Annotated in this window: 23 protein-coding genes; 10 read left to right on the forward strand and 13 right to left on the reverse strand. The window is 35.4% G+C overall.

Translation table 11 applies throughout. From position 1 onward, the window contains the following. The first annotated feature begins 1 nt into the window (after nucleotide 1). A complete protein-coding gene (locus tag FLAVO9AF_RS09155) occupies nucleotides 2-418 on the forward strand; it encodes a DUF4296 domain-containing protein (protein WP_159687378.1) in 417 nt (138 codons plus the stop codon). A 1-nt stretch (nucleotide 419) separates the two neighbouring features. On the opposite strand, the gene FLAVO9AF_RS09160 is transcribed toward FLAVO9AF_RS09155, so the two are convergent. Further along, complete coding sequence (locus FLAVO9AF_RS09160) at nucleotides 420-1,412, reverse strand: NAD-dependent epimerase/dehydratase family protein (RefSeq protein ID WP_159687381.1); 993 nt, start codon at nucleotides 1,410-1,412, stop codon at nucleotides 420-422. A gap of 82 nt (nucleotides 1,413-1,494) precedes the next feature. On the opposite strand from FLAVO9AF_RS09160, the gene tyrS reads away from it, so the two are divergent. Further along, nucleotides 1,495-2,787, forward strand: coding sequence for a tyrosine--tRNA ligase (tyrS, locus tag FLAVO9AF_RS09165; protein ID WP_159687383.1), 1,293 nt, complete (start codon nucleotides 1,495-1,497; stop codon nucleotides 2,785-2,787). Between the two features lie 51 nt (nucleotides 2,788-2,838). Here tyrS and FLAVO9AF_RS09170 read toward each other — a convergent pair whose 3' ends face one another. The 5 genes from FLAVO9AF_RS09170 to FLAVO9AF_RS09190 form a co-directional block, all read right to left on the reverse strand. Further along, nucleotides 2,839-3,558: a hypothetical protein gene (locus FLAVO9AF_RS09170; RefSeq protein ID WP_159687385.1), complete on the reverse strand. Its 720-nt coding sequence runs from the start codon at nucleotides 3,556-3,558 to the stop codon at nucleotides 2,839-2,841. Nucleotides 3,559-3,568: 10 nt separating this feature from the next. Continuing rightward, nucleotides 3,569-4,549 (reverse strand): acyl transferase, encoded by a 981-nt coding sequence (locus FLAVO9AF_RS09175; RefSeq protein ID WP_159687388.1) that lies wholly within the window; start codon nucleotides 4,547-4,549, stop codon nucleotides 3,569-3,571. Between the two features lie 119 nt (nucleotides 4,550-4,668). Further along, nucleotides 4,669-5,007 carry a T9SS type A sorting domain-containing protein gene (locus tag FLAVO9AF_RS09180; protein WP_159687390.1) on the reverse strand — a complete coding sequence of 113 codons (339 nt, stop codon included), beginning with the start codon at nucleotides 5,005-5,007 and terminating at the stop codon, nucleotides 4,669-4,671. Nucleotides 5,008-5,113: 106 nt separating this feature from the next. After that, nucleotides 5,114-6,292 carry a hypothetical protein gene (locus FLAVO9AF_RS09185; protein WP_159687392.1) on the reverse strand — a complete coding sequence of 393 codons (1,179 nt, stop codon included), beginning with the start codon at nucleotides 6,290-6,292 and terminating at the stop codon, nucleotides 5,114-5,116. A gap of 192 nt (nucleotides 6,293-6,484) precedes the next feature. Next, entirely contained in the window at nucleotides 6,485-9,268 is a 2,784-nt protein-coding gene (locus FLAVO9AF_RS09190) for a TonB-dependent receptor (RefSeq protein ID WP_159687395.1), read from the reverse strand. A gap of 324 nt (nucleotides 9,269-9,592) precedes the next feature. Between FLAVO9AF_RS09190 and FLAVO9AF_RS09195 the strand changes: the two genes are divergently transcribed. From FLAVO9AF_RS09195 to phoU, 8 genes are all read left to right on the forward strand, one after another. Next, nucleotides 9,593-10,276 carry a response regulator transcription factor gene (locus FLAVO9AF_RS09195; RefSeq protein ID WP_159687398.1) on the forward strand — a complete coding sequence of 228 codons (684 nt, stop codon included), beginning with the start codon at nucleotides 9,593-9,595 and terminating at the stop codon, nucleotides 10,274-10,276. 154 nt (nucleotides 10,277-10,430) lie between these two features. After that, entirely contained in the window at nucleotides 10,431-11,543 is a 1,113-nt protein-coding gene (locus FLAVO9AF_RS09200; protein ID WP_370516456.1) for a sensor histidine kinase, read from the forward strand. A gap of 373 nt (nucleotides 11,544-11,916) precedes the next feature. After that, entirely contained in the window at nucleotides 11,917-13,209 is a 1,293-nt protein-coding gene (locus FLAVO9AF_RS09205) for a porin (RefSeq protein WP_159687399.1), read from the forward strand. Nucleotides 13,210-13,376: 167 nt separating this feature from the next. Then, the gene (locus FLAVO9AF_RS09210) at nucleotides 13,377-14,210 is read left to right on the forward strand and encodes a phosphate ABC transporter substrate-binding protein (RefSeq protein WP_159687403.1); all 834 of its coding nucleotides are present in this window, start codon (nucleotides 13,377-13,379) and stop codon (nucleotides 14,208-14,210) included. Between the two features lie 74 nt (nucleotides 14,211-14,284). Beyond that, nucleotides 14,285-15,460 carry a phosphate ABC transporter permease subunit PstC gene (gene pstC, locus FLAVO9AF_RS09215; RefSeq protein ID WP_159687406.1) on the forward strand — a complete coding sequence of 392 codons (1,176 nt, stop codon included), beginning with the start codon at nucleotides 14,285-14,287 and terminating at the stop codon, nucleotides 15,458-15,460. A 3-nt stretch (nucleotides 15,461-15,463) separates the two neighbouring features. Further along, complete coding sequence (gene pstA / locus FLAVO9AF_RS09220; RefSeq protein WP_159687410.1) at nucleotides 15,464-16,411, forward strand: phosphate ABC transporter permease PstA; 948 nt, start codon at nucleotides 15,464-15,466, stop codon at nucleotides 16,409-16,411. Between the two features lie 156 nt (nucleotides 16,412-16,567). Beyond that, the gene (gene pstB / locus FLAVO9AF_RS09225) at nucleotides 16,568-17,326 is read left to right on the forward strand and encodes a phosphate ABC transporter ATP-binding protein PstB (protein WP_159687413.1); all 759 of its coding nucleotides are present in this window, start codon (nucleotides 16,568-16,570) and stop codon (nucleotides 17,324-17,326) included. Nucleotides 17,327-17,390: 64 nt separating this feature from the next. Further along, a complete protein-coding gene (gene phoU, locus FLAVO9AF_RS09230) occupies nucleotides 17,391-18,059 on the forward strand; it encodes a phosphate signaling complex protein PhoU (RefSeq protein ID WP_159687416.1) in 669 nt (222 codons plus the stop codon). A 77-nt stretch (nucleotides 18,060-18,136) separates the two neighbouring features. On the opposite strand, the gene FLAVO9AF_RS09235 is transcribed toward phoU, so the two are convergent. The 7 genes from FLAVO9AF_RS09235 to FLAVO9AF_RS09265 all read right to left on the reverse strand — a co-directional run bounded on the left by FLAVO9AF_RS09235 (nucleotide 18,137) and on the right by FLAVO9AF_RS09265 (nucleotide 26,461). Further along, nucleotides 18,137-18,568: a hypothetical protein gene (locus FLAVO9AF_RS09235; RefSeq protein WP_159687419.1), complete on the reverse strand. Its 432-nt coding sequence runs from the start codon at nucleotides 18,566-18,568 to the stop codon at nucleotides 18,137-18,139. A gap of 22 nt (nucleotides 18,569-18,590) precedes the next feature. Beyond that, nucleotides 18,591-19,568, reverse strand: a complete 978-nt coding sequence (locus FLAVO9AF_RS15695) for a DUF6515 family protein (protein ID WP_159687421.1) — start codon at nucleotides 19,566-19,568, stop codon at nucleotides 18,591-18,593. A gap of 64 nt (nucleotides 19,569-19,632) precedes the next feature. Then, nucleotides 19,633-20,613, reverse strand: a complete 981-nt coding sequence (locus FLAVO9AF_RS09245) for a transporter (protein WP_159687424.1) — start codon at nucleotides 20,611-20,613, stop codon at nucleotides 19,633-19,635. Between the two features lie 12 nt (nucleotides 20,614-20,625). After that, a complete protein-coding gene (locus tag FLAVO9AF_RS09250) occupies nucleotides 20,626-22,992 on the reverse strand; it encodes an arylsulfatase (RefSeq protein WP_159687426.1) in 2,367 nt (788 codons plus the stop codon). Nucleotides 22,993-23,091: 99 nt separating this feature from the next. After that, nucleotides 23,092-23,463, reverse strand: coding sequence for a hypothetical protein (locus FLAVO9AF_RS09255; protein WP_159687429.1), 372 nt, complete (start codon nucleotides 23,461-23,463; stop codon nucleotides 23,092-23,094). A gap of 18 nt (nucleotides 23,464-23,481) precedes the next feature. Then, nucleotides 23,482-24,063, reverse strand: coding sequence for a DUF502 domain-containing protein (locus FLAVO9AF_RS09260; RefSeq protein WP_159687431.1), 582 nt, complete (start codon nucleotides 24,061-24,063; stop codon nucleotides 23,482-23,484). 31 nt (nucleotides 24,064-24,094) lie between these two features. Beyond that, the gene (locus FLAVO9AF_RS09265) at nucleotides 24,095-26,461 is read right to left on the reverse strand and encodes an arylsulfatase (RefSeq protein WP_236552305.1); all 2,367 of its coding nucleotides are present in this window, start codon (nucleotides 26,459-26,461) and stop codon (nucleotides 24,095-24,097) included. Nucleotides 26,462-26,484: the final 23 nt, after the last annotated feature.

Raw genomic sequence — 26,484 nt, forward strand, 5'->3', positions numbered from 1 at the left:
AATGAAAAAAGGAATCCTATTTTTTGCACTCTTAGTTTCATTCGTTGGATGTCGAAAAGAAGAAACAGTCAAAACTCCCAAAAAGTTGATTGACAAAGCGGTTATGGTCAATGTTTTTTATGATTTGGCCTTGCTAGAAGCTTCAAAATATCAAATGATGTCTAAAACGGAGTACCAAAAAATTTCGCCTAAAGATTTCATTTTTAAAAAATACAAAATCGATAGTGCTCAGTTTTCGCAGAGTAATATTTATTATGCCTCTTCTATTGAGGAGTATAAAGCTATGTTTGAGCAGGTGCAGAAACGACTGCAAGCCAATAGTGATAAAATGGATACCATCATCAAACAGAAACAGAAAAAGTTAAAGAAAGTAACTCCAGTATCTCCAGAAAGTAGAGCAGAAAAATTAGCACAATAACTTAAAACGTAGGTGCAATCTCTTGAATGTAAACTTTTATGTTCTTAAAAGTAGGTTCTAATTGGGAAACGATTTTCTGGTTGCTGTAAGGTATTGCAGAATGCGAAGCTTTGGCAGTTACACGACTAAAAGTACGTTTTTTAAGGTTTAAAAATGCTAAAAAGGCATCTGTTTTCCAAGCAATAGTAGTAAGTAAAGGACTGGCATAATGTGTCGGTCTTTTTACTTTTAAGGCATCAGCGATACTAAAGAAAACGTCTTTGAAGACTAAGTTTTCGGCAATTAATGTGAATCTTTCGTTGCAACAATCGCTTTTCATTAAGCGGTACATACTGTTTATGACATCTGGAATGGCGATAAAAGCAGTGGTTCCTAAAGTGTGGTAAGACAACCCTTTTTTTATAGTAGTAAACAAAGTCCCACTTCCTTGCGATGGAAAACCTGGACCTAAAATCACACCTGGATTTACAATAATGACCTTCAGTCCTTCTTGCTGACCGCGCCAAACTTCCATTTCGGCGCCGTATTTTGAAATAGCATAATCGCTATGCGGTTTTTCTGGATTCCATTCGGTAGTTTCGGTGATTTCTGATTCGTGAGGAGCTAAGTCGCCCAATGCGGCAATCGAACTTACAAAACATAGCTTTTCGATTTTTTTTGCCAAACAAAAATTGACAATATTGGCGGTTCCTTCGATATTCGTTTTTCGGATGGCGTTTTCGTCTTTGGGGTCAAAGGAAATCAAAGCAGCACAATGATACACTTGTTTTATGTTTTGGAATGCCATCTCAAGAGAAGGAATGTCCAAAATATCTCCTGGTACCCATTCAATTGCACCAAACAAATGCTCTTTTTGGTAATGGCTAAATAGCGCTTTGGTTTTAACACAATTTGCTTCTGTTCGATAGATTGCTCGAACTTGTTCTCCATTTTCTATCAAATGAAGTAATAAATGTGCGCCAACTAAGCCAGTTCCTCCTGTTACTAATATCATATGGGCAAATATACTATTTTGACTCATAACTCAAATTGTCATTGCCATCGAAATTGTTATCTTTGTCAAAATTGAAAAAAAAATGAAGAATTTTATTGAAGAAGTGACTTGGAGAGGAATGCTCCACGATGTTATGCCAGGCACCGAAGAACATTTGTTGGAGCAAATGCGTGTGGCATATGTGGGTATTGACCCAACTGCCGATTCATTGCATATTGGTCATTTGGTAGGCGTGATGCTATTGAAACATTTTCAGTTAGCTGGACATAAACCATTGGCTTTGGTTGGTGGTGCCACTGGAATGATTGGAGACCCATCTGGAAAATCAAATGAAAGAAATTTATTAGATGAACCCACTTTACGTCATAATCAAGAAGCGATAAAAGGCCAATTGGCTCGTTTCTTAGATTTTACTTCGAATGCTGACAATGCTGCCGAATTGGTGAACAACTATGACTGGATGAAAGAATTTTCGTTTCTGGATTTCATTCGCGATATCGGAAAGCACATTACAGTGAATTATATGATGGCGAAAGATTCGGTAAAGAAACGTTTGTCCTCAGAAGCAGCCGAGGGAATGTCTTTCACGGAGTTTACCTATCAGTTGGTGCAAGGCTATGATTTCTTGCATTTATACAAAGCCAAAGGTTGTACCCTACAAATGGGAGGAAGTGACCAATGGGGAAATATTACCACAGGAACTGAGTTGGTTCGAAGAAAAGAAGGAGGAAAAGCCTATGCTCTAACTTGTCCTTTGATTACTAAAGCTGATGGAACTAAGTTTGGAAAATCCGAAGGAGGAAATATTTGGTTGGATGCCGCTAGAACGTCACCTTATAAATTCTACCAATATTGGTTGAATACTTCTGATGTTGACGCTGAGAAATATATCAAAATTTTTACGTTCTTGACCAAAGAAGCCATCGAGGAGTTAACGTTGCAACATAGAGAAGCACCTCATTTACGTTTGTTACAAAAGAAATTAGCCGAGGAAATCACGATTATGGTACATTCTAAGGAAGATTTAGAAAATGCAATTAAAGCTTCTGGAATTTTGTTTGGAAATGCTACTGCCGATGATTTGAAACAATTAGATGAAGCCACATTTTTAGAAGTTTTTGACGGTGTTCCTCAGGCTGAAATTGCCAAAAATGAAGTGGAAGTTGGCTTGGATATCATTATAGTTTTAAATGAAAAAACAGGTTTCTTTAAATCAAACGGTGAAGCGAGAAGAGCTTTGACGGCCAATTCTATTTCGGTTAATAGAGAAAAAGTAAAAGAAGATTTTGTATTGACGGCCAATGATTTAATCAACGATAGATTTGTCTTGTTGCAAAGTGGTAAGAAAAATTATTTTGTGATTAGAGTGGTGTAACACCCGAAATTTATACACTAAAAAGTCTGCAATTTTTATTGCGGACTTTTTTTATTTTGACAAATCGATGAGAGTTTTGTTAGATGTAAAATAGCCTTTAATAAAAGAAGTATCGCTTTTTATGATTTTGAAGTCTTCGGAACTTAATTTAAAACTCAATTCTTCTTTAAGTGCAACTAAGGAAAGTTCAATAAAAAAGGGACTTGTTTCTCCTAAATAATATTCGTTATCATCGGTTTTAAAGTATCTTTTTTTGTTCCAATAAAGAATTTGATGGTACGTTTTGTGTGATTTTGAAGGCAGCCTAATTATGCTACTCATTAATTTTTTGCTAGATTCTTTTTGAAAAAAATCAGAATCACTGATGATTTTTTTTCGATAGGAACGGAGTGAGTCTATAGTGATGTTTAACTCATCTGCTTTCATTTTGTCTAAAGTTTTCATTTTCTCCTCAATATCTAATATGTTTGAGAGTTTGGAATAGTTATTTTTTGAATTTGAGAGAATTCCGTCGGCAGGAATTAATGTGTCATTTTCAAATATTTTAAATAACATTGCTGTTTGCAAGGATCCACGGTGAGCAGAATTGAAATGATTTGGAGTGAAGAAAAAGGCAATTTCTTTATCACTAGTGTTTTCTAGAGTATATTCAATGTTGAATTTTCTATGGTTTTTATCACTGTTATCAGTAGTAATTGTGTTGATTTTTATTTGTAATTGAGCAGCAACCAATAGTGGAAAGCAAAAAAAGAACATCAATATTTTTCTCATTGAAAAAGAATTAAACTACCATCAAATTGCACCCACGAATATCCGAATTGTCAAAACGGCCTAATACTTCAAAAGTGCCATTAGCGTATTTTTTTCCCAAATCTTGAGTAGCAATAAAGGAGCAGGAATTGCGATTGGCCAAATCAATTACGTTGATTCCTCCAGTCTTTCCGTTGGTTATATAGCTTAAAGCATCTTCGGTATCTCGAATAAGTATTTGCATCCAAGAAGGGCATTCAAATATGCCTTCTCCAAGCGAATATGCCTGTGAGAGTAATTCGGTCATCCCGTATTCTGAATGAATGCTAGAAACCCCAAAACCAGCACATAATTGTTGGTGTAATTCTTCGCGTATCATTTCTTTGCGCTTGCCTTTCATACCGCCCGTTTCCATAATGATGGTGTTTTGGAGTTGGAATTTTCTTTTTTCAATCAAGTCCAATAAGGCATAGGTAACACCAATCAAAATCACATTTTGTCCCAGACTATCCAGTTCGATTAACTTTTCTATTAATTCGTCGTGATTGTTGAGGTAAAAGCCACTTTCGGGTTGATTGGATAACTGAATCAAATCTTCGACCATATAAATCAAAGAGGATCCTTCGCGTTCTAAATAAGAAGGTAAAAGAGCTAAAACGACATAATTTTCAATATTGCCATAAAATTGAGAAAACCCTCGGCGATAACTTTCTTCGTAAAGAGTGACATCAGTAACTAGGTGTTGACTTGTGGTCATACCTGTAGTTCCGCTGCTCGTAAAAATAGCTTGAGGAGCTTCGTTATTGCTCACAACCCTATGACTTTTGAAAAACTGAATGGGTAAAAACGGAATTTGTTGCAATGTTTTTACTTTTTGTACATCGGTATGTAATAAATCACAAAATTCTTGATAAACCAAGTTGTTTTCGTATTGATAACGAAAGGTTTTTAAAGCTATTTTTTCAAATTGCTTTTGGTTGGAAATCGAAAAAAGATCAGAATTTGAGACCAATGCAGTATTTTTTTGGCAAAGGTATACTTTTTTGCTCTTTTATGAGTTTATAATCAAAGTGGAGTAGACAAAAAAAAGCTCCAATTTTGTTGGAGCTTTTTTTGGGTGGTTAATTATAGTTATCTGATGATTAGTTTGCGTGTTGCTGTGGCTTGATTTTCATTGATTTTTATGATGTACACTCCAGGAGAAAGCGAGGAAACATTAAGTTCTCTTGAACTCAATTGCGTTTGAAGTACTTTTTTTCCTAAAACATCAAAAATGGTGATTTCTTTTTCTAAATCCTCTTTGGTAGAAATGTATACTTTACCATTACTCACAGGATTTGGATACAAGCTCAACCCTTCGATAGAAGTGTTTTCTTGTGTCTTTGGTTGTTGCTTTACCTCTTGAGCTGAAACACTCACAGAAAAAAACAAGACCAATAAGAGTATAATATAAGAGTAGTTTTTTACCATTAGCTTAGATTTAATAGTAAAGATATAAAATTCATTTTAAATAAATAAAAAAATGCCTTTCAATTTTGAAAGGCATTTTATAATGTACAAAAAAAGAAACCTGAAATTATTTGATCAAGCTAACTCCGTCAACAATTGCCCACGCGCCAGCTGTTAATGTGGCTCCTGTAGCTGTAGTACTTGTAGTATAGTTTCCTTTGAAGTCAACTGTAAAAGTTGTTCCTACACCAGCAAACTGTGAAGTACCATCATTGATTTTTACATTTAACATTTTGATTTTACCACCATTTACTTGGTTATCATTTGTTGATTTATCTTGAATTCTAACAGCTGTAGCAGGAAGGGCTGTAGTACCAGTAGTATATCCTGAGATTACCACGTTTGAATATTCACCATTTCCTTCTTTTTTGAATTGGATAGCGTCATATTCAGCAGCAGAAGAACCTCCTTCAGTTACAGTACCAGCTGCTCTTGTTAATGTAATATTGCTAATTTTAGGACCGAAAGCATTGTTTACAGATTTTGCTTCAATTTCCATTCCGTAGTTTCCAGTTGCAACTTGGTAAGCTAACCAGTTAGTATTAGCATCACCTCTCCAACCATCTTGCCAGTCGAAAGAATCATCAAAGTTACCGTAAGAGATTAAGTTTTTAGCACTAACGGTTCCACCATAAAATTCAAAACCATCATCAGCTCCTTTGTAAGCTACTAAGTTTTCTAATACCGTTCCTGATCCTACAGAATAGAATGAGAATCCGTTCATTTCACTAGTGTTGTCAGTCAATTTTTTTCCAGCGTATTCAACTCTTACATATTTTAAAGTACCACCATTGTGTGCAGCATTTGTTCCACCGTAAGGTAAGTTGTTACCGTCTTCTGATGTAGCAGTTGTTACTCCATTTGCACCAACGATTGGAGCATCTCCAAACATAATAATTCCTCCCCAAGATCCTGGAGTTTTAGAAGCTTCAGTAAATACAATTGGCAAGGCAGCAGTTCCGTTAAGGAATAATTTACCTCCGTTTTCTACTAAAAGAGCATCAGCTGTTCCGTCAGCAATTGTAGCAGTGATTGTTGAACCCGCTTCGATAGTTAAAGATCCTCCGCTTTTGATTTTTACAGTCCCTTGTATAGTGTAGTTTCCTAATGGATATGTTTTTGCAGTAGTAATGTCTCCTGTAATAGTTCCAGTAGGTATTGGTTGTGTAGTGATTTCTTCATTGTCAGATGAACAACTACCTAAAAATAAAGCTACGATTGATAAGCTTAAAACTAATTTTTTCATTTTTTTTACTATTTGTTTGTTGTGATTATTTGATACAAATGTAACTACGACTTCTAAGAAGAAAGTTAACCTAACATTATAATACCATTGCTAAAATTTGAACTTTAGGTAAATTTTATGTAAAGTCTTTTTTTTCTTTTTCGGTTTTCGTTTTTCAAAAAAAAAGCTACCCGATTTAGGTAGCTTTAGTTTTTAGAAGGTATAAGAAAGATTCAATGAAAATCCTCTTCCTCTTTTGAAACTCTCTAGAAGTAAAGAGCTCTCGTTGATGGTAAATCGATTTTCATTTCCTAATTCCATCTTGTATAGTGGATTTAAAAGGTTGTCGATAGCAAATTTAGCATCTATGTTTTTGGTTAACTTACTAGACCAAACAAAGTCTAATTTATGAAATGGTTGTTCATAGATGTTATCCATTCCTGCTGAACCTACAGCGAAAATTCTAGGACCAAATACACCATATACTAATGAAATAGAGTTTTTCATTACTTCATTAAACTCAAAATCATATTTTAAATCAGAATTGATAATCCATTCTGAAGCACCTTGTAACTTTCTACTTGGATTGTTTTCTAAAGAAGTGTTTCCAAAGTTTACTTTTACATCCGTTTTCATTAATGAAGTGTTTAAACCGAATGAAAAATTAGCTAAAGCAGGGGAAATTCTTTCTAATTGCAATAACATTTCAATTTCAGCTCCATATAATAATGCTTCTTTTGAGTTTTGGTAGGTCATCAATTGTCCGCTACCTCCAGCACCAGCAATAAAAATTCTTTCTATTGGGTTTTGAATTTGTTTAGCAAATAAACCAGCAGCTATTAGTTCGTTGTTTTTAGGGAATAATTCATATTTGAAGTCAATATTGTAATTGTCACTATTTTTCATATTTGGATTTCCTAATATCGATTTACCATCAGGGCTTATGTACTGTAATGGTAATAATTCCATAGTCACAGGTCTAGTGATGGTTTTTGAACCGTTAAAACGCAAATTGCTGTTTTCAGTAAGTTCGTATTTTGCATTCACTACAGGTAAGAAATCTAATTTTTGATCGTTTATGTTTTGATAAGGACCATTAATTAGTTGACCAATACTTCTGTATTTTATTGTTCTGTCTGAGTTTTCTAATCTAAGACCTGCGTTTACTTCTAATTTTTCGCCAAAATGGTGCAAGTAGTTAATATAACCAGCATTTACCATTTGGTTTAATTTTACTTTATAATCGGCATTCGATTCTTCACGAACTGCAATAATTCCGTTGTTAATGTCATCAACGATAAAAGAATCGATGGTATTTACAGGTGCAGTATAGTTTTTATTCACAGAACGTAAACCTGAGAAGATACGATAGGTTGATTTTAAGTCGTTGGCAAAACCATTATAACCTACGGTTAAACGATTGGCTTTTCCATTTTCTTCTTCATTAAACTTATAATTGTATTCTAATAATCCAGAGAAATAGTAGTTTCCGTTAATGTCTAAATACTGTCTATTCAAATGATTTCCACCATAGGAAGTATTGATTTCTGTTGGAGATACTTTTTCACCAATGATAAATTTACGATCAGGTTGCTCATAAGCAGTTCTTACAAATGACCCACCTACTTTCAAAGTATGTTTTTCGTCAGAAGTAAGTTTTACATTTCCTAATAATTGTGTATTTAGGTAATCTGATTGGTCAAATTGGTTCGTACGAATCAAGATGTTCGGATTACTTGATTGGTTGTTGGTATATCCTAATTGATCAATAATTTTACTGTCGGTTGAACGTAAGTAAAAAGAATTCAACCCAATATCAAAACGTTTAGCTTTATAGTTTACGGCTGCCAAAGCAGAGGCATTTGTCTGGTAACTGTAGCTTTCTTTCTGTAAATTGTTATCATAGTCACCCGCACCTAAAATGAAAGTACGGTCAACCCCTTTTCTAATTACAAATTTGTTGTCACCATTGATAGAAAAAGTATAGTTGATTTTGTCACCATTGTCTAGGTTGAATTTTTCTGAGTGAATAAAACCTACACTGGTATTTAAAGGACTTGAGGTTTTATCAACATTCCAAGTGTTGTTTTTATACGTAGCATTATACTCATCTGGAGTAAGTTTTTTACCTGTTGGAACACTCCCAAATGCTGGACTTAGTTGACGGTCTCTACCGTTTAATCCAAAAAATCCTTGCGTATTGTTGGCATCACTGTGAATTAAAAAGTCAGAACCATTATTCTCAGTAGTAAAGCCAGCGCCAATAGAAAGTTTAGTGATACTTTTGGCTTGAACAGTTTCAATGTTTACTGTTGCTCCAGCAAAATCACCTGCGATATTTGGATTGAATGTTTTGTAAACATTCAAAACACCTACGATATCTGTTGGAAATAAATCTAATGGAATGATTTTAGTAAAAGGGCTGTTAGAGGGAGCTTGTAATTCATTAATCAATAAATTGTTGTAACGATCTTCCAAACCTCTAACGAATAAACCTCTAGATTCTACTTTGGTAATACCGGTAATTTTGGTCAATCCTTCTTCTACATCACTAACTCCTTTTCGGGCTAGTTCTTGAGCTCCTATACTTTGTTTAAAAACCACTGCATTTTTTTGATCTAATAAAATAGCAGTTTCTTTTTCTCTATTCGGTGCAGTTGCTTTTACTACTACATCTTCTAGTTTGTAACTTCCTGAACCAATAGATTTGTTAATAGTAACTGTTTCGTTTGCTTTAACGGTAACCGGAACTTCTACGGTTTCGTAACCAACGAAACTAAATTGTATAACATAATTTCCTGGAGTAGCACTAATGGAGTATTTCCCATCGATGTCTGTATTTACTCCAATTTTTGTTCCTTTTAAAGTCACATTTGCAAAAGGTAGGGATTGATTGTTAGCATCTTTGTCAGTAATGATACCAGTAATTGTTCCTTTGTTTTGAGAAAATCCAAGTACGCTTATAAATAAGGTTAGGATTAAAAGTTGTAATTTCATTTGTTGTCTTTGTTTGTTGGTGCAAAATAAAGACCAAGCTGTAAATTCGATGTTACTCAAATATTAACATTGTATTTTATTACTATTATGCAAATGTTAACATATTAAATTAAGGTTAAGTCCTCGAATAGCGTTTTTAGAAATGGATTGTTTATCGCTACATTTACATAGGTTTTTCGATTTTGATAGATTTAAAAGCCTAAATTTGATTTGTTTTAATAGTTTTTGGACTATTTTTTTATGAGATTGCTATATCTTTATTGTATTGACAAAAAACGGAAACAGCAATAGCATAAAAGACCTATTTGAAATAATATTACTTTTATGAAAAAAAGAAGCACAAAGATTTTATTGGTTGATGATGAACCAGATATTTTGGAAATTGTTGGGTACAATCTTTCGCAGGAAGGCTATCAAATTGTAACTGCAAGCAATGGAAAAGAAGCGGTTACCAAAGCCAAAAAAGAATTGCCAGATTTGATTATTATGGATGTCATGATGCCAGAAATGGACGGAATGGAAGCCTGTGAACATATTCGTAAAATCCCAGAATTAAATAATGTAATCATTACCTTCTTGACAGCCAGAAGCGAAGATTACTCACAAGTAGCAGGTTTTGATGCAGGTGCGGATGATTACATTACTAAGCCCATTAAGCCGAAACTCTTGGTGAGTAAAGTAAAAGCCTTGTTACGCAGATTGAAAGAAGAATCACAAAATAGTGAAACACTAAATGTAGGAGGAATCGAAATTAACCGTGAAGAATACAAAATCATAAAAGACAATATTGAAATTGCGTTACCAAGAAAAGAGTTTGAGTTGTTTTATTTGCTAGCTTCAAAACCAGGTAAGGTATTCAAACGCGACGAGATTTTGGACAAAGTTTGGGGAAATGAGGTGGTAGTTGGTGGTAGAACGATTGATGTTCACATACGAAAACTAAGAGAAAAAATTGGAGAAGATTTGTTTAAAACCATCAAAGGAGTAGGATATAAGTTCGAAGTATAATTCGTTATCTCTCCGTTTTCTCCTATTTGTAAAATAATAAAGAGTAAAAAATTCACAAATGACAATCTATTTTTGGTTGTAATTTGTGAATTTTGCGCTAATACAAGTACCTTTATTTGCTTGTAGCTACTTTTAACACTAAAAAAGCATAACATTGGAACTAAATACTATGGTAAAAATCAATTTTAAAAAGACGTATAAATTTGCTATAAAATCGGCCTTGTATGTCAGTATTTTTGTTGCGATTGCCTCTGCCATATTGCTTCAGGCTTTTTTTAGACCGGCTTCTAGAATTATTTTTTCTTTTGCATTGATTGCCTTTGCAGGGACTTATATTTTTTCTTTTTTAGTCATTCAGTATCGTGTAGAACGTTTTATTTATCGAAGAGTAAAAAAAATATACGACGATGTAGCCTTGTTGGAATCGAGTTCGTTTATCAATCAACCGATTACTACGGATATGGAAACACTGACTCGTGAAGTTAAAAAGTTTGCTACGGATAAAAAATTAGAAATTGAAATGCTACAAGTTCGTGAGGCGTATCGTCGAGAATTTTTGGGTAATGTTTCGCACGAACTGAAAACGCCATTATTTACTGTGCAAGGCTACATAGAAACACTATTAGATGGTGCTATGGATGACAAATCCATTCGTAAGAAGTATTTAAAACGTGCTGAAAAAGGAGTTGAACGATTGATTTATATTGTTGAAGATTTGGATATGATTACCAAGTTGGAGTCGGGAGATTTGAATTTGGAGTTTTCAAATTTTGATATTGTAGATTTGGTTCAGAATGTTTTTGATTTGCTTGAGATGAAAGCAGATAAAAAGAAAATTACTCTTGCTTTTGAAAATTATCATATTCAGCCGGTTTATGTTCACGGAGATAAAGACAAAATTCAGCAAGTCGTTGAAAATCTTATCGTGAACTCGATTAAATATGGTAAAGTTGGTGGAACTACTGAAGTTACCATTGTTAATTTGACGAACAAGAAAGTCTTGATTCGCGTTACAGATAATGGCGAAGGAATCGAGCAGCAAAACATACCCCGACTTTTTGAGCGTTTTTATCGTGTTGACAAAAGTGGCGCTCGTTCCGAAGGAGGCTCAGGTTTGGGGCTTTCCATAGTAAAGCACATTATCGAAGCTCATAAAGAAAAAATTTACGTTGAAAGTGAATTTGGTATTGGCTCAGAATTTTCTTTTACATTAGAAAAGGCAAAGAATAAAAAAGCCTTTCAAAAAACTTCTGAAGAGGATAAATAAAAAGTTTTGTTCTCTAAAATGGTAATGCTGTTGTGTTACCTAATTTTCCAAAGTTTAATAAAATACCTAATAAAATAGTTAAAGTAGACTTATTTTAGTCTATTTAGCTATTGCTTTTCCTTGTGATATATCTCCAAATAGCGTTGTTTTTTTATTCATTGTTTAGAATTGAAATTCATTTGTAAACAATTAATTTACAATTAATTAATAAGAGAGTAAAAAACAAAAAATAGTCCAAATTAGTATGTAAAACCTATTTTAAAAAGCCTCTTTCGCATATTTAATGATAATTTATTATCTTGATAATATTGTGTTAACGTTATCTTAACATTACACCTAGACATTTGCACGCAAATAAATCATACAAAAAGAAATGAGAAAAATTTTAGTGGCAATGTTATCATTAGGTTATTTTGTAACAAGTGCTCAAGAAGTAAAGAAAGACGAAATTACAAAAGCGGTAATGCATGTTTTAGATTCTATAAACAAAGCAAAAATCGCTGAAGACAAAGAAAAACCTAAGAAAGAACATTGGTACGATAATATCGGGATAAGAGGTTATGTACAAGTGCGTTACAATGGTTTGCTCTCTACTAACGATAAGGTTTCGTGTGATCAATGTGATAAGTCTTGGGGTACTACTTCTACTGCTCCAGATGCAAAAGCGAATAATGGTTTTTTCATAAGACGTGCGCGTATTGTATTTTCTGGACAAGTTCATCCTAATGTGTATTTTTATTTTCAACCTGATTTTGCTAGTTCACCTAGTTCAGGAGTGAATAATTTTGCTCAATTGCGTGATGCTTATTTTGATTTGTCTATTGACAAGAAGAAAGAATATCGTTTTAGAGTGGGGCAAAGTAAAATACCATTTGGTTTTGAAAATTTGCAATCAAGTCAAAACCGTCTATCCTTAGACCGTAATGATGCTATCAATAGTGCGGCGGCCAATGAGCGTGATTTGGGAGTGTTCTTCTATTGGGCACCTGAAGAAATTAGAGAACGTTTTGCGATGTTGGTAAGAGATGGTTATAAAGGTTCTGGAGATTATGGAGTATTTGCTTTTGGAGCATACAATGGACAAACGGCTAACAAAACGGAAGCTAATAGAAACCTTCACGTGGTAACTAGAATTACTTATCCATTTGTAATTGGTAATCAAATTATCGAACCAGGATTACAGGCATATACTGGAAAATGGGCATTTACATCAGAATTGTCAACTGGGGTGACTACTCCAAACAGATTACAAACTACTGACCAACGTATTGGAGCTACTTTTGTTTTGTATCCAAGACCATTCGGAATCCAGACAGAGTACAATATTGGTAAAGGACCACGTTACGATAAAGTAACAAATACAGTTCAAGTGTCTGATTTAGAAGGAGGGTATATTACTTTGAATTACAAATGGGATTTGCCTAAAAAACAATACTTGTTTCCTTTTGCTAAATTTCAATATTATGATGGAGGGAAGAAATTCGAAAAAGACGCACGTAGTTATGTTGTAAGAGATTATGAGCTAGGACTAGAATGGCAACCTTTTAAAGCTTTCGAATTAGTTGCTGAATGGGTTATTGCTGATAGAACTTTTGAAGATAGTGCTTTAAAAAACAACAGACAAAGAGGGAATTTATTGCGTTTACAAGCGCAGTTCAATTTCTAAAAAACGGAAAGAGATAGATGAAAAAAGAGACCAGAATTATTGGTCTCTTTTTATTTTACATTATAGTGACAATTTCAATCAAAGTATAAAGATTGAATAATATTGTCTTAACATAGAGTTAATATTACACCCTTATTTTTGCCTCAAAATTAAATAAACTTTAAAAAATGTATAAAACAAAATTAAAATTAGCCGCTGCATTAGCAATTGTTATGGTAATCGGATTTTCTTTTACTATGGCAACAAAAATCACAGTAAAGGGATCAGATACTATGGTTATTCTTTCTCAAAAGTGGGCTGAAATATATATGAAGAAAAATCCAGGAACTACCATTCAAGTTACTGGTGGTGGATCAGGTGTAGGAATCGCAGCTTTGATCAATGGTTCTACAGATATTGCCAACTCAAGCCGTCCTATAAAACCAGCTGAATTAGAAAAAGTAAAAGCTAAATACAATAAAAGTAGTATTCAAATTGCTTGCGCAAAAGATGGTTTGTCAGTTTTCTTAAACAAAGCTAATCCAGTAAATGAATTAACAATCGATCAATTAGGAGCTATCTTTTCTGGAAAAATTACTAATTGGAAACAAGTGGGTGGACCAGATGCAAAAATTCAATTGTACGGAAGAGAAAGTAGTTCAGGAACTTTCGAATTCTTTAAAGAGCATGTAGTAAAAACGGACTTCGCGCCTACTTGTCAAACCTTGCCAGGTACAGCAGCTATTATCAATGCTGTGAAAAAAGACAAATTAGGAATTGGATATGGTGGAGCGGCATACGCTGAAGGAGTTAAAGATTGTAAAGTTAAAAAAGACGCTAAAAGCAAAGGGGTTTTACCAACAGCAGCGACTATCAAAAATAAAACGTATCCAATCTCTAGATACTTGTTTATGTACTTGAAAGAGAAACCAACAGGAGAAACCAAGAAGTTCATCGACTGGATTTTGAGTGCAGAAGGACAGAAGGTGATTGTTGAAGTTGGATATTATCCAGTAAAATAACAAAATGCTAAACTTCCTTCTCATGTAAATCATAGAAGGAAGTTTTTTTTAATTTGAATTTCTAAAATCCTATCATGAATTCTTCTTTCCCCTCGAATTCTAAGTTTACCAAAGACAGTCTAAAAAAACAATTCCGTTGGTCTGAGTTTTTAGCCGAAAAGGTAATTTCTACTGTAGCTTTCTTATCCATCGCTATTATTTTCTTAATCTTTATTTTTGTTTTCAAAGAATCTTTACCTCTTTTTAGTTCGAGTAAAGAAGCTGCTAAAACGGAAGTACAAGCTACTACTACAGCACAACCCGAAACCTATGGCGGAGCCACTGAGGATTTAGAGCCCGAAACCTATGGAGCACCTGTAGAAGATTTGGAAACACCTGAAGCAGCAGTTGAAGATTTAGCTCCCGAAACGTATGGTGAGCCTGTGGAAGAATTAGCAGTGGGTACTGAAGAAGTGACCAAAACAGCAGCACCAAATCAAGAAGGAGCCGATAAAACTTGGAGCACTTTTGTATCTACAGAATGGGTGCCCGTTTCGGATAATCCTCGTTTTGGATTGATTGCCTTATTAGTAGGTACACTAAAAGTGACTATTATTGCAATGCTTATTGCAGGACCCTTAGCCATTTTGGCGGCAATTTACACTTCTTGTTTTGCTTCTAAACGAAGAAAAGAAATCATTAAACCTATTATAGAAATGCTAGCTGCTTTTCCATCGGTGGTGATTGGTTTTTTTGCTTTGATGGTGTTGGCTACTTTTTTTCAAGATGTTTTCGGATATGATTCTCGTTTAAATGCCTTTATTGGTGGAGTAGCGATGGCATTGGCCGCTATTCCAATTATTTATACTATTGCAGAAGATGCGCTTTCGGCTGTGCCTAAAACGTATACCGAAGCGAGTTTGGCTCTAGGGGCTAGCAAATCGCAAACAGCCTTTTTGGTGACTTTGCCAGCGGCAACGCCAGGTATTTTTGCTGCCTTGTTATTAGGTATTGGTCGTGTATTTGGAGAGACTATGATTGCCTTAATGGCCACGGGTAATGCCGCTTTACTATCTGCTAATCCGTTTGAGAGTGTGCGTACTTTTGCCGCTACTATTGGTTCTGAAATGGCCGAAACGGTGTTTGGAGAAACACATTATAGTGTTTTGTTTTTTATAGGATCCTTACTTTTTATTTTTTCTTTTGCTTTGAATGCCATTGCAGAGTTTTATGTAAAAGGAAAGTTGATCAAAAAATTTCAAGGAAAATAAATTATGGAAACATCTACAACCGAAATGCAACATCCTTTTTTTAAAACAGATAATAAAAAAGAGGATTTGAAAGGAAAAGCTGTTGTTGGAATTACTCAATTAGCGGTTCTTCTAATCATTGCTATTTTATTTATCATTTTAGGAATTATAATATATCAAGGAAGATCCAAGTTTTCTTGGGAGTTTATTTCTTCTTTTCCTACGAACGGAATGACCGATGGAGGTATATTTCCTGCCTTGATTGGTACTTTTATTCTAGTGGTAGTGATGTCGATTGCTGCGGTACCATTTGGAACTATTACAGCTTTATACCTTACCGAATATGCCAGCGAAAAATCAAAATTTGCTGCTGCGGTTCGCTTCTCAATTCGTACCTTAGCGGTAGTGCCTTCGATTATTTTTGGCCTTTTTGGATTGGGCTTTTTTATTCAGTTTGTGGGTACTGGTGCTGATACCGTTTTTAACGGAGGAGAATTACGTTGGGGACAACCTAACATTCTATGGGCGAGTTTGACAATGTCTTTATTAACCCTTCCGGTGATTATTGTATCGGTGGAAGAAGCACTAAAAACAATCCCAAGAGAATTGCGTGAAGCGAGTTTGGCTTTGGGTGCTACAAAATGGGAAACCATCAAAAATGTGGTTTTGCCAGGTTCTGTTTCCGGAATTATGACAGGAACTATTCTTGCTGTGAGTCGTGGTGCTGGTGAGGTGGCGCCGATTTTGTTTACCGGTGCAGCTTACTACTTAGCATCGCTACCAGGTTCATTGAGTGATCAGTTTATGAATTTAGGGTATCATATTTATATTATGTCTACACAATCTTCGGATGTGGAGAAAACGATGCCGATTCAGTTTGCCACCACTTTGGTTTTATTAATTCTTACTTTGTCGTTGAATTTAGTTGCGGTATTGATAAGATCTAGAATTAGAAGAAGAGCAAAAGGGTAATTTTTTTTGCGTGAGGGATAGAAGCAATGTACCGAAGTACAGCGTATAGCCCGACCGCAGTTGCGAAAGGCGCAAACTAACGGGTTGCTGAAGGAAGCCTTTTGCAAATGGGGTCACGCCCAACTTATATTTTAAAAATTTGATTTAGATACTATTATGAAGGATATAAAAATACACGTTAATGATTTGTCGTTATATTATGGCGAAAAAAAGGCATTAAAGGAGATTTCGATGCAAGTACCTGCGAATAAGGTGACGGCTTTGATTGGACCATCGGGTTGCGGGAAATCTACTTTTTTGAGATGTATTAATAGAATGAATGATTTGATTCCGGATGTCAAAATTACGGGACAAATGCTCGTTGAAGGGGTTGATATTTATGATAAGAATGTAGATGTAGTTAATATCAGAAAGAAGATTGGAATGGTTTTTCAAAAATCGAATCCATTTCCGAAATCTATCTACGAAAACATTGCTTATGGTCCTAAGATTAATGGGATTAAAGATAAAACACAGTTAGACGAGATTGTTGAAACTTCTTTGCGACAAGCCGCTATTTGGGAAGAGTTGAAAGACCGTTTGGACGATTCGGCTATGGGACTTTCTGGAGGACAACAACAACGATTGTGTATTGCTAGAACTTTGGCAGTAAGTCCGGATATTATTTTGATGGATGAGCCTGCTAGTGCTTTAGACCCTATTTCTACTTCAAAAATTGAAGAATTGGTGCACGAATTGAAAGAGCAATACACGATCATTATTGTGACGCACAATATGCAACAAGCGGCAAGAACTAGTGACCATACCGCGTTTTTCTATATGGGAGAATTGATAGAAATGGGTAAAACCAAAGATATTTTTACTAAACCAGAGAAGAAACAAACGGAAGATTATATTACAGGTAGATTTGGTTAATTGTTTAATTATTTAATCGGCAATTTGTTTGACCGATTAACGTTTTAACTAAAAAAAATAGAGGATGACACATTTTGAAATAGAACTAGAAAAATTAAAAGACATTATCACCAAAATAGGTGTTTTGGCAGAAGCTCAAGTTGGTGAAGCCGTAAAAGCTATTTTGTCTGAACCCATCGAAGGCAAAGAGGTTAAAAAAACGGAACATAAGATTGATAAATTGGATGTGAAAATCGATGAGATTTGTCAAAATATTTTTGCGTTGCAGCAACCTGTAGCTTCTGATTTGCGATTCATTATGTCGGCGATGCAAATTAGTAACGAGATTGAGCGAATTGGTGATTTGTCGATAAGTATTATCAAAAAGACAAAAAGTATCAAAGACAAACACGATTTGATTGCTAAGTTTGAAATTGAAGGTTTGGCACGAGAAATCGAGTTGGTAATGGCAAAAACCAATGCTTGTTTTACTTCTAAAGACGAAAATACCATTGGAGAAATATTTGTTTTGAATAAAGCAATCAAAAACAAAACCGACGATACCATTCACGAGATTATTAGTGAAATGAAATCCAATTCAAAAGTGGTTGTTTCTGGAACCAATTTGGTAATGGTTTTGAAGCATTTAGAACGTATTTCTGAGCATTGTACCAATGTAGCCGAATCGGTTTATTTTATGGTTCACGCTAAGATTATCAAACACGAGAAATTTGATCTTCCAGGAGAAGAGTAGATTTATCAAGCTATCTTATAAAACAAAGCGAATGGTATTCAGAATACCATTCGCTTTTTTAGTTTATTGTAGAAAGATCATTTCATTCCAAATACCGTAACATCAGCTTTTCCATTCAAGAAACCAGAAGTGTCGTACCAAAATTCAATTGATTTTAATTTACGTTTACCTCCTCTTAGATCGATTATTCTACTTTCGCCTCCTTTAGGAATTTCGTTTCTAGTATTGATGTTTTCGGGTGCACCATCATCGTAACGCACAATCATTCTTTGAATATTTAGGGGAGAGTCGATAACTTTGAATTTTATTTTTCGATAATAATCGTGTGGTCCATTAATAGTTAGCGCATCGTGGTCAGCGCTGTGTTTGGCATGAACTGTGCCCAATATGTGCCAAGTACCTTTATTATTATTGACATTGATATTGTTACGTGGGTTGTTTCTTATTTGTGCCTGAATTGACATAGTGATCAGCGAGCTGAAAAACAAAGTCATCATAATTTTTTTCATAGCATTTCCTTATTTGATGTAATTAATCCTTTTCTACTAAAGCAATTTCATATTTATCTTTACCATCTACTTGAACAGGTTGGTAGTAAGTTTCTCCAAATTTTACGTATTTCACATCTCCAATGGTTACCTCTTCGCCACCTTCAGGTATTTTATCAACGATTGTTCCCGCTGTAGGCGCTACTACTGTATACCCTCCACCTGACTTTTCATAATAGGTGCCGCCATAATAATAATTGTTGACAGTTCCGGTATTGACTGTTTCAGCGCCCGAAGGTATATTGACAACCGTTCCCCCAACAGGTGCTGCAACAGCAGTATAACCACCATTTGATGGTTGATACCAAACGCCATTGTCATAATGATAAGGTGTAGGCTGATTGGCAACGCTAACTACTATAGCGGTCACTGCAAGAGTTTTAACGAAAAATCCCCAAGGGTGCCAAGTAGGTCCCCAATAATAAGGGCGATATGGTCTTGGATAATATGGATGATAGCAATTGTAACGATACCCTCCATATCGATAGGGCTGACGATTATAATGAATGTTGTTGTTGCGTCTTACAGAAGTATTACGACTATTGTTTATGTGAATATCTTTACTTCTGTCTATGTTAACCGTATTTCCACTAATTTTTTTGTTATTGCTTCCAATATTGGTTGTATTGCCTACCTTATTGTTGTTGCTAATCTTGTTGTTATCTCCCAATTTAGAATCTTTTTTGTTAGAAATAGAAGAACTTTTTCTATTAGATGTAGTATTTGTTGCTCTAGAAACGGATCTATTTGAAGACGGACTTGAAGGTCTTGAAATGGATTTGTTTGAAGATGAATTTGAAGGTTTTGATATAGACCTTTGAGGTGCAGACCTTTTTGGCACTGATTTATTTGGTGCAGACCTTTGATGATGCTGTGCTGAAGTTTCTATACCAGAAAGCAATAAAGCAATTACCATAATCATAATGGTAAATTGATTCGGATGTTTAAGTAAATTTTTCATTTTTAAATTTTTTGTTAGGTCTATAAAGTGAAATTATATTCTTGTAAAGTGATAGTATCAAAAACTAGTTTTGTTGCGCTTTCACTTTTTTCATATTCACATAAGAAAAAACAGCAACAAGGCGAAACATATCTGATTTGGCTCCATTATCGCCTGCCAAAATTCCGCCATAACCGGTATGAAGTGCCAACATTGGTAATATCTGGTATCCAGCAGTCACTCCCCAACCCAAAATATTCATATTGTTATCTTGCCTAACACCATCTACTTTTAAAGCTCCTCCATATTGATACCGCAAAGTGGCTGCGCCCCATAACTTGTCTGTGAAATTATGAGAAAAATGATTTTCCCAAGAGAAAGAGGGAAGCTGTTTGGTCTCATCAGCATAAAAGGAAGGAGGTGTAGTTGATGTGCCTAGTGATGGAGAATTATTGGTTCCATATAAATGCAAAGCGGCATAAGATTCTAACAATGTAGATCTTTTTGGATTATCACTAAACTGCATATTTACAACGGGTCCAATATCTAAACTCATTCTGTTGGTACCTAAGTTAAGTGGTTTTTTCTCATCATAAGTTCCTGAATACCACAAACGGGTGTACAGAAACATCGAAAACGATTGCTTATGCTTGGCAAATTCCATTACATTCAATGCTGGGGCATTTACAATACCAAACTTAAACCCAATAAACCCATCTGAAAAACCTGAAGTTTGTACGTGAGATGGAATACTTGCTGGTAAACCTTGAATGTCTGAAAAATTACCATTTCCTGTTGCTGATCCTGGAACTGCATTAAGCATTATTTGAGCAAAATGGCCCCCAATATTAAAATTATGAACGAGTGTTATTGGAAAAACATCTATTTTAAATTCGGCATTTTTTACCAGAATATTTCCTGGAGAAATATTCTGATTTAGACTCATCCATTTAGGGATTAATGCGGTTACCCCTTTTGGTCCCCAGGTTAGATTACGAGGTCCATCGCCTTGTGCTGTTACCATAAATGTAGTAAACAGTGTTAATGCTATAATTAGTGCTTTCATAATCTATTGTTATTATTTTATATACTTAATCTCTGTTTTTCCAATAGTTCCATTGAATGAAAATGGTGCTAAATCATAATAATCTAAGGATACTGGTGAATCTAAATCGGTTCCTATATCAAAAGTGGCATTCGAACCAAAGTGTAATGACATAGCTGCGGGAACATTTCCTTTTCCAACAACCTCTCCGTTAATTCGTAACGTGATATCCATTGGTCCGCCAATTTTGTCCACTAATTTGGACTCAACTTCTATTTTAGATTTACCAACGGGTAATTTTTTATTGGCTTTTACTTTAGTACGTTGTACTTCAAATAAGTTGAATTCATAACTTAAAATTCCATCTTTAACATAACAAGTTAAACCACCAGAAAAACCACAAAGGGCATACAAAACCCCATTTGCATTGGCAGTAGCATCTATTTCCATAGTGACTAAACTACTGTTTTTGCCCAGTTTTGGCGCTGCAGATTCAGGCATCAAAGTTATTGGCACATCAAAAGACCATTCTGTTGCTGTAGGGGCGGGTGCATCTTCTGGATGATAAATTGCAGTTGACCATAAACCACCGCCAATAGGTAAGTTTTTATATTTTTTAGATTCATCGATGAATAAGGCTTTCAATTCTTCTAATTTCTTAGGGTTTTTTGTTGCTAAATCATTGGCTTGACTCCAATCTTCATCAATATTATACAACTGCCAAGTATCCGTTAGAGGAGACCATTCTTTTGCCCCTTTTGGCAATCCGCCAACCCATGGCTCACGGAGTCCTTTGGCACTGGCAAACCATCCGTTATTATAAACACCACGACTTCCCATAATGTCAAAAAATTGAGTGGTACGTGTTCCTTTTGCTTTAGGATTAGCAAAGCTATAAACCAAACTGGTGCCTTGAATTGGGTCTTGTTGAAAACCGTTAACTACTTTTGGAGCAGTAATTTTTGTTATCTCATAAATGGTGGGTACAATATCGATAACGTGGTGAAATTGAGAACGAGGTGTTGCGTCATGTTGTATACCTTTTGGCCAAGAAACTGCCAATGGTTGTCGAATTCCTCCAAAATACGAACCTTGTAGTTTGGTGCCTTGATAAGGTGTACTTCCAGCCCAAGCCCATCCAGCATGGTACATGTTATCCGTTTTTGGACCACCAAGCGCATCTAATCCCCCTAATTCTTCTAATGCGGTAAGATGCTGAGAAATTTTGGTTGGTATTCCGTTTTGAGCCAATTGCTCACTAATGGTTCCATACAATCCTTCTGATGAAGAACCGTTGTCTCCCCAAATATAAAATATAAGTGTATTGTCTAATTTTCCCTGTTTTTCGATTTCATCAATTATTAAGCCTGCATTATAATCGGCGTGTTCTGCAAAACCGGCAAAAACTTCCATTAAGCGGCGTTGAAATGGTTTTTCAGATTCTGGGATAGATTCCCAAGAGGCCATTGTTTCTGGTCGTGGTGTTAATTGTGCATTTTGTGGAATCCAACCTTTGGCTTTTGCATTTTTAAATACTCTTTCACGGTATTTGTCCCAACCATCATCAAATTTACCCTTGTATTTATCTGCCCATTCTTTAAAAATTTGATGAGGTCCGTGTGCAGCTCCAGGAGCCCAATACATAAAGAATGGTTTTTCTGGTGCATATGCTTTTTGTTCCCGCAACCATTTGATGGCATCTTGTGCAATATCTTCAGTAACGTGGTAGGGTTTCTTAGGGTCATGATGTAAAGGTGCTTGCGTTGTATTTCGAGTCATTACGGGTTCATATTGTGACACTTCTCCGGCAAGGAATCCATAGAAATACTCAAAGCCATATCCTGTAGGCCAATAATCAAAAGGGCCTTTATTGGTGATTTGTTCCTCTGGAGTATTGTGCCATTTTCCCCAAGCCCCTGTATTGTAACCATAGTTTTTGAGTACTTCGGCAACGGTTGCTGATGTTTTTGGAATTGTTCCACTAAAACCATCAAAATCATTGGCTATTGCAGATATCTGACCGTTTCCGACAAAAGTATGATTTCTACCAGTTAAGAGTGCTGCCCTTGTTGGTGAACACATAGCTGTCGAGTGAAAACGATTGTATGATATTCCTTCTTTTGCCACCCTACTCAATGTTGGCGTATTGATTTCTCCTCCATAAGTTGACGGTGTTCCTGGTCCAAGGTCATCCATTAATATGATTAAAATGTTTGGAGCGCCTTCGGCAAGATGTTTTGGTTCCACCCGCTTTTTATAGGTTGACTCTTGCATAGTAAGCCCTGCTTTAGACCCTGATGGAGCTGGCGGAAATGGCAATACATCCTGTGCTTGCACCGATGCAGAAAAGAATACTACTAATAGTATACTTTTTACAAAAAGATTGTTTCTTAGTTCCATAATTGATTTGTTGTTTTAGATTTATTTTACTCTTGTAAATAACACATCGAAGGTTTCTCCTGTAACTGCCTGGAAATACTTTCCAGTTAGCATATCTTTTTAAGGATAATAGGTCAAATTATAATTGGAACCCGGATAATTTTCATCGCGTAATTCAACATAAATTTTTAGTATTCCTTTGCCATTGGTCCAAGAGGCTTTACTCACATTAACAGACTTTGGATTAAAATAGCCTACTTTCAATTTGCCATCTGCAAGAATTTCAGAAATTTTAATTTTATAGTCAGAATCGGTTCGTACCCAATTGCCAACAAGTATTTTGTTTTTGGGTACATTATTTTTTTGGTGGATTTTAGTTGCGTTTACATTTATACAACTTAAACCTGAAGATGAACTCTTTGCATCAAATCCAAAAGCAAGGATGATTCCCAAAACTAAAAGCAACTTCGAAGATTTATATATTTTATTCATCATCATTTATTTATTATCCTATTTGGTTGATTTTTCTGTTTTCATTCCTTTTCCGGAAAGCAACAATGAAGTTTTGAATTCTTTCGTGGTCATTTCTAGTAAAGAGACTCTTGTATTTTCTACTATCCACACTTCACCATAATCAATATCAGGAGTAGTAGGAAGAAAAACGGTGGCTTTCTCTTCAATGGTTTTGATTAAAAAACCCGGTTTCCAAGCCCCATTGAGTTCCACTAAAACGGGTGGTCTTACATCTTCTTCTGGTTGCAATTTTGCTGTCATTTTAGCTTTGTATTTGGAATAAGTTGGGATGTAAAGCAAAACATTATTCTCAATCCATTCCTTCATTTTTCCAATCATTGCAAAACGAGCCAATAAACCGCAGATAAAAAATAATACCACCACAAGAAAAAGAGTCACAAAAGGAACCCATTTTTTGTCCCCAGCATTATCTAAACCAAGTATTTCGGTGAGTTTATGTCCGTATTTATACAATTTGGTATAGACACTTTTGAAAATACTTAACAGAATAAAAATTGGCAGAAACAACACAATTCCTGAGATGACAGTATCTTTAATTTTTGATATTACTTTCTTCATAAACACTGTTTCTAAATTTGAAAAGTCAGACTTAATTATTTTTTATTAAATCAACTTTTACAGTATGAATTTTTCCTTCAAATTTGAAAGGTGCTTTATCATGATAGCGCATCGAAACGGAACCACCCAAATCTTTGCCTACGTCAAAAGTCTCACTGGCTGTAAAAGCTGCTGGAACGGCTCTTTTTATTTCGCAAACAGCATATGGTTTTCCATCTACAGTTATAGTTACAGTTCCGGGACCTCCAGGTTTCGGGATAGCAGTTAAAAGTTCCACTGTATGCCTTCCTGCTGGAATTTTTTGATTGGACTCGGCCAAATAGCGTTCTATGATTAGCATATTATATTCAAATACTAATTTTCCGTTTTCCATAAAACAAGTAACTCCGCCACCGTCTCCACCCATAGCAAACAAAACGCCAGAAGCATTGTCTTTCACTTCCATATCCACCACTACTTTATTGCTTTTTTTACCCAATCCTGGCGCACTGAATTCGGGCATTCTTTCGGTATTTTCATCAAAAACCCAAGAAGTATAAGGTGAAGAAATTGCATCTTCGGGATGCAAACGCAACCAAATTCCGGCACCTGTTGGTAAAGCTAAATTGTCTTTGGCCTGTTGACTATATATGTCTTGAAGTTCTTTTAGTTTTGCTGGATGTTTAGCTGCAATATTGTTGAATTGCGAAAAATCTTCTTTGATGTTGTACAATTCCCAAACATCTTTAGTAGAATCCCATTGAGCTAATCCCGGTTGTGCGGGAATCCAAGGGTACAATGGTCCAAAAGTACAAGCATACCAACCGTCTTTATAGACACCGCGACTTCCATTATTGTCGAAAAATTGTACTTTAGAAACTTCAGGAGCTTTTGGGTTGGCAAAAGTATATTTCATACTAACTCCATCTATTGGCATTTGCTTAATCCCATTCACCACTTTAGGTGCTGGAATATTCAAAACATCATAAATGGTTGGAACAATATCATTTACGTGATGAAATTGTTGACGGAAATTTTTATCGGCTTTGATTCCTTTTGGCCAACTAACAACCATCATATTTTGTGTACCCCCAAAGTGAGACGCTATTAATTTGGTGTACTTAAATGGCGTATTTCCTGCCCATGCCCAAGAAGCATGATAATTGTTTTCTAAGTAAGGTCCACCCAAAGCGTCTAAACCACCCACTTTATCTAATGCGGCTAATTGGTCTTCGATGGTATTTGATACTCCATTTTGCGCAAGCAGTTCGCTAATAGAACCATTTTGCCCTTCGGCACTAGAACCATTATCACCCCAAATAAAGAACACAATAGTGTTGTCTTTTTGACCATTGTCTTCTATAGTTTTCAGAACTCGGCCTATTTCCATATCGGCATGTTCTACAAATCCTGCAAAAACTTCCATCAATCTAGCTTGAAACGTTCTTTGGCTTTGCGGAATACTTTCCCAAGAGGGCTGCGTTTTGTCTCTAGCTGTTAATTTTGTGTTTTTTGGAATAACACCTAATTCTAATTGTTTTTTGAATGTCTTTTCACGGTAGGCATCCCAACCGTCATCAAATTTTCCTTTGTATTTATCCGCCCATTCCTTCATAATATGATGGGGTGCGTGGCCCGCTCCTGGAGCGAAATACAACAAAAATGGTTTGTCTGCGGCAAATGCTTTGTGTTGATTTAACCAACTTATAGCATTATCTGCTAAGTCGGTAGTAAGATGATATTCTTTACCATCTTTAGTTGTTTTAGGTGGTTCAACAGGCGTAAAATCATTCACTAAACGTGGTTCGTATTGTGAGGTTTCACCAGCTAGAAAGCCATAAAAATGTTCAAAACCATAATTATTAGGCCAGTATTCAAAAGGTCCGGCAGCTGTAGTTTGATTGGCCGGTGTATTGTGCCATTTTCCATAAGCAGCCGTGCTATACCCGTAATTCTTGAGCACTTCGGCAACTGTAGCGGCTTCTTTAGGAATAATCCCTGTATAACCATCCCAATCGACAGCTCTTTCGGCAATAGTTCCATTACCAACTCTAGTATGGTTTCTACCAGTTAGTAAAGAAGCTCTGGTTGGCGAACAGATTGCTGTGGTATGAAAACTGTTATAAGCAATACCTTCGTTATACACTTTTGAAAGTGTTGGAGTGTTTATTGCTCCGCCAAAAGTAGAAGCTGTTCCAAAACCTGTATCATCCATCAAAACAATCAAAATGTTTGGCGCGTTTTTTGGCAAATGTGCGGGTTGTGCACGACGAATCATTTTACTTTCTGCAAGACTTTCTCCAGCAACACTTGCACTTGGAATTGTTGGAAATGGCAATACTTCTTGTGCTATTGTCTGCAATGAAAATGTAAGTAGTATAAACACATATTTAAATGATGATTTCAAAAAAACTTTCATAAACATTTTTTTAATTAATAAAC

The sequence above is a fragment of the Flavobacterium sp. 9R genome (assembly GCF_902506345.1).
Taxonomy (GTDB): domain Bacteria; phylum Bacteroidota; class Bacteroidia; order Flavobacteriales; family Flavobacteriaceae; genus Flavobacterium.

What these genes read in the sequence shown, in the direction of transcription:
- FLAVO9AF_RS09250 (WP_159687426.1), bottom strand. Translation starts at nt 22,992, where the DNA reads ATGGAACTAAGAAACAATCTTTTTGTAAAAAGTATACTATTAGTAGTA.
- pstC (WP_159687406.1), top strand. Translation starts at nt 14,285, where the DNA reads ATGAATTCTTCTTTCCCCTCGAATTCTAAGTTTACCAAAGACAGTCTA.
- FLAVO9AF_RS09260 (WP_159687431.1), bottom strand. Translation starts at nt 24,063, where the DNA reads ATGAAGAAAGTAATATCAAAAATTAAAGATACTGTCATCTCAGGAATT.
- FLAVO9AF_RS15695 (WP_159687421.1), bottom strand. Translation starts at nt 19,568, where the DNA reads ATGAAAAATTTACTTAAACATCCGAATCAATTTACCATTATGATTATG.
- FLAVO9AF_RS09195 (WP_159687398.1), top strand. Translation starts at nt 9,593, where the DNA reads ATGAAAAAAAGAAGCACAAAGATTTTATTGGTTGATGATGAACCAGAT.
- FLAVO9AF_RS09235 (WP_159687419.1), bottom strand. Translation starts at nt 18,568, where the DNA reads ATGAAAAAAATTATGATGACTTTGTTTTTCAGCTCGCTGATCACTATG.
- FLAVO9AF_RS09205 (WP_159687399.1), top strand. Translation starts at nt 11,917, where the DNA reads ATGAGAAAAATTTTAGTGGCAATGTTATCATTAGGTTATTTTGTAACA.
- phoU (WP_159687416.1), top strand. Translation starts at nt 17,391, where the DNA reads ATGACACATTTTGAAATAGAACTAGAAAAATTAAAAGACATTATCACC.
- FLAVO9AF_RS09180 (WP_159687390.1), bottom strand. Translation starts at nt 5,007, where the DNA reads ATGGTAAAAAACTACTCTTATATTATACTCTTATTGGTCTTGTTTTTT.
- FLAVO9AF_RS09255 (WP_159687429.1), bottom strand. Translation starts at nt 23,463, where the DNA reads ATGAATAAAATATATAAATCTTCGAAGTTGCTTTTAGTTTTGGGAATC.
- FLAVO9AF_RS09170 (WP_159687385.1), bottom strand. Translation starts at nt 3,558, where the DNA reads ATGAGAAAAATATTGATGTTCTTTTTTTGCTTTCCACTATTGGTTGCT.
- FLAVO9AF_RS09160 (WP_159687381.1), bottom strand. Translation starts at nt 1,412, where the DNA reads ATGATATTAGTAACAGGAGGAACTGGCTTAGTTGGCGCACATTTATTA.
- FLAVO9AF_RS09245 (WP_159687424.1), bottom strand. Translation starts at nt 20,613, where the DNA reads ATGAAAGCACTAATTATAGCATTAACACTGTTTACTACATTTATGGTA.
- FLAVO9AF_RS09265 (WP_236552305.1), bottom strand. Translation starts at nt 26,461, where the DNA reads ATGAAAGTTTTTTTGAAATCATCATTTAAATATGTGTTTATACTACTT.
- pstB (WP_159687413.1), top strand. Translation starts at nt 16,568, where the DNA reads ATGAAGGATATAAAAATACACGTTAATGATTTGTCGTTATATTATGGC.
- pstA (WP_159687410.1), top strand. Translation starts at nt 15,464, where the DNA reads ATGGAAACATCTACAACCGAAATGCAACATCCTTTTTTTAAAACAGAT.
- FLAVO9AF_RS09210 (WP_159687403.1), top strand. Translation starts at nt 13,377, where the DNA reads ATGTATAAAACAAAATTAAAATTAGCCGCTGCATTAGCAATTGTTATG.
- FLAVO9AF_RS09190 (WP_159687395.1), bottom strand. Translation starts at nt 9,268, where the DNA reads ATGAAATTACAACTTTTAATCCTAACCTTATTTATAAGCGTACTTGGA.
- FLAVO9AF_RS09185 (WP_159687392.1), bottom strand. Translation starts at nt 6,292, where the DNA reads ATGAAAAAATTAGTTTTAAGCTTATCAATCGTAGCTTTATTTTTAGGT.
- tyrS (WP_159687383.1), top strand. Translation starts at nt 1,495, where the DNA reads ATGAAGAATTTTATTGAAGAAGTGACTTGGAGAGGAATGCTCCACGAT.
- FLAVO9AF_RS09155 (WP_159687378.1), top strand. Translation starts at nt 2, where the DNA reads ATGAAAAAAGGAATCCTATTTTTTGCACTCTTAGTTTCATTCGTTGGA.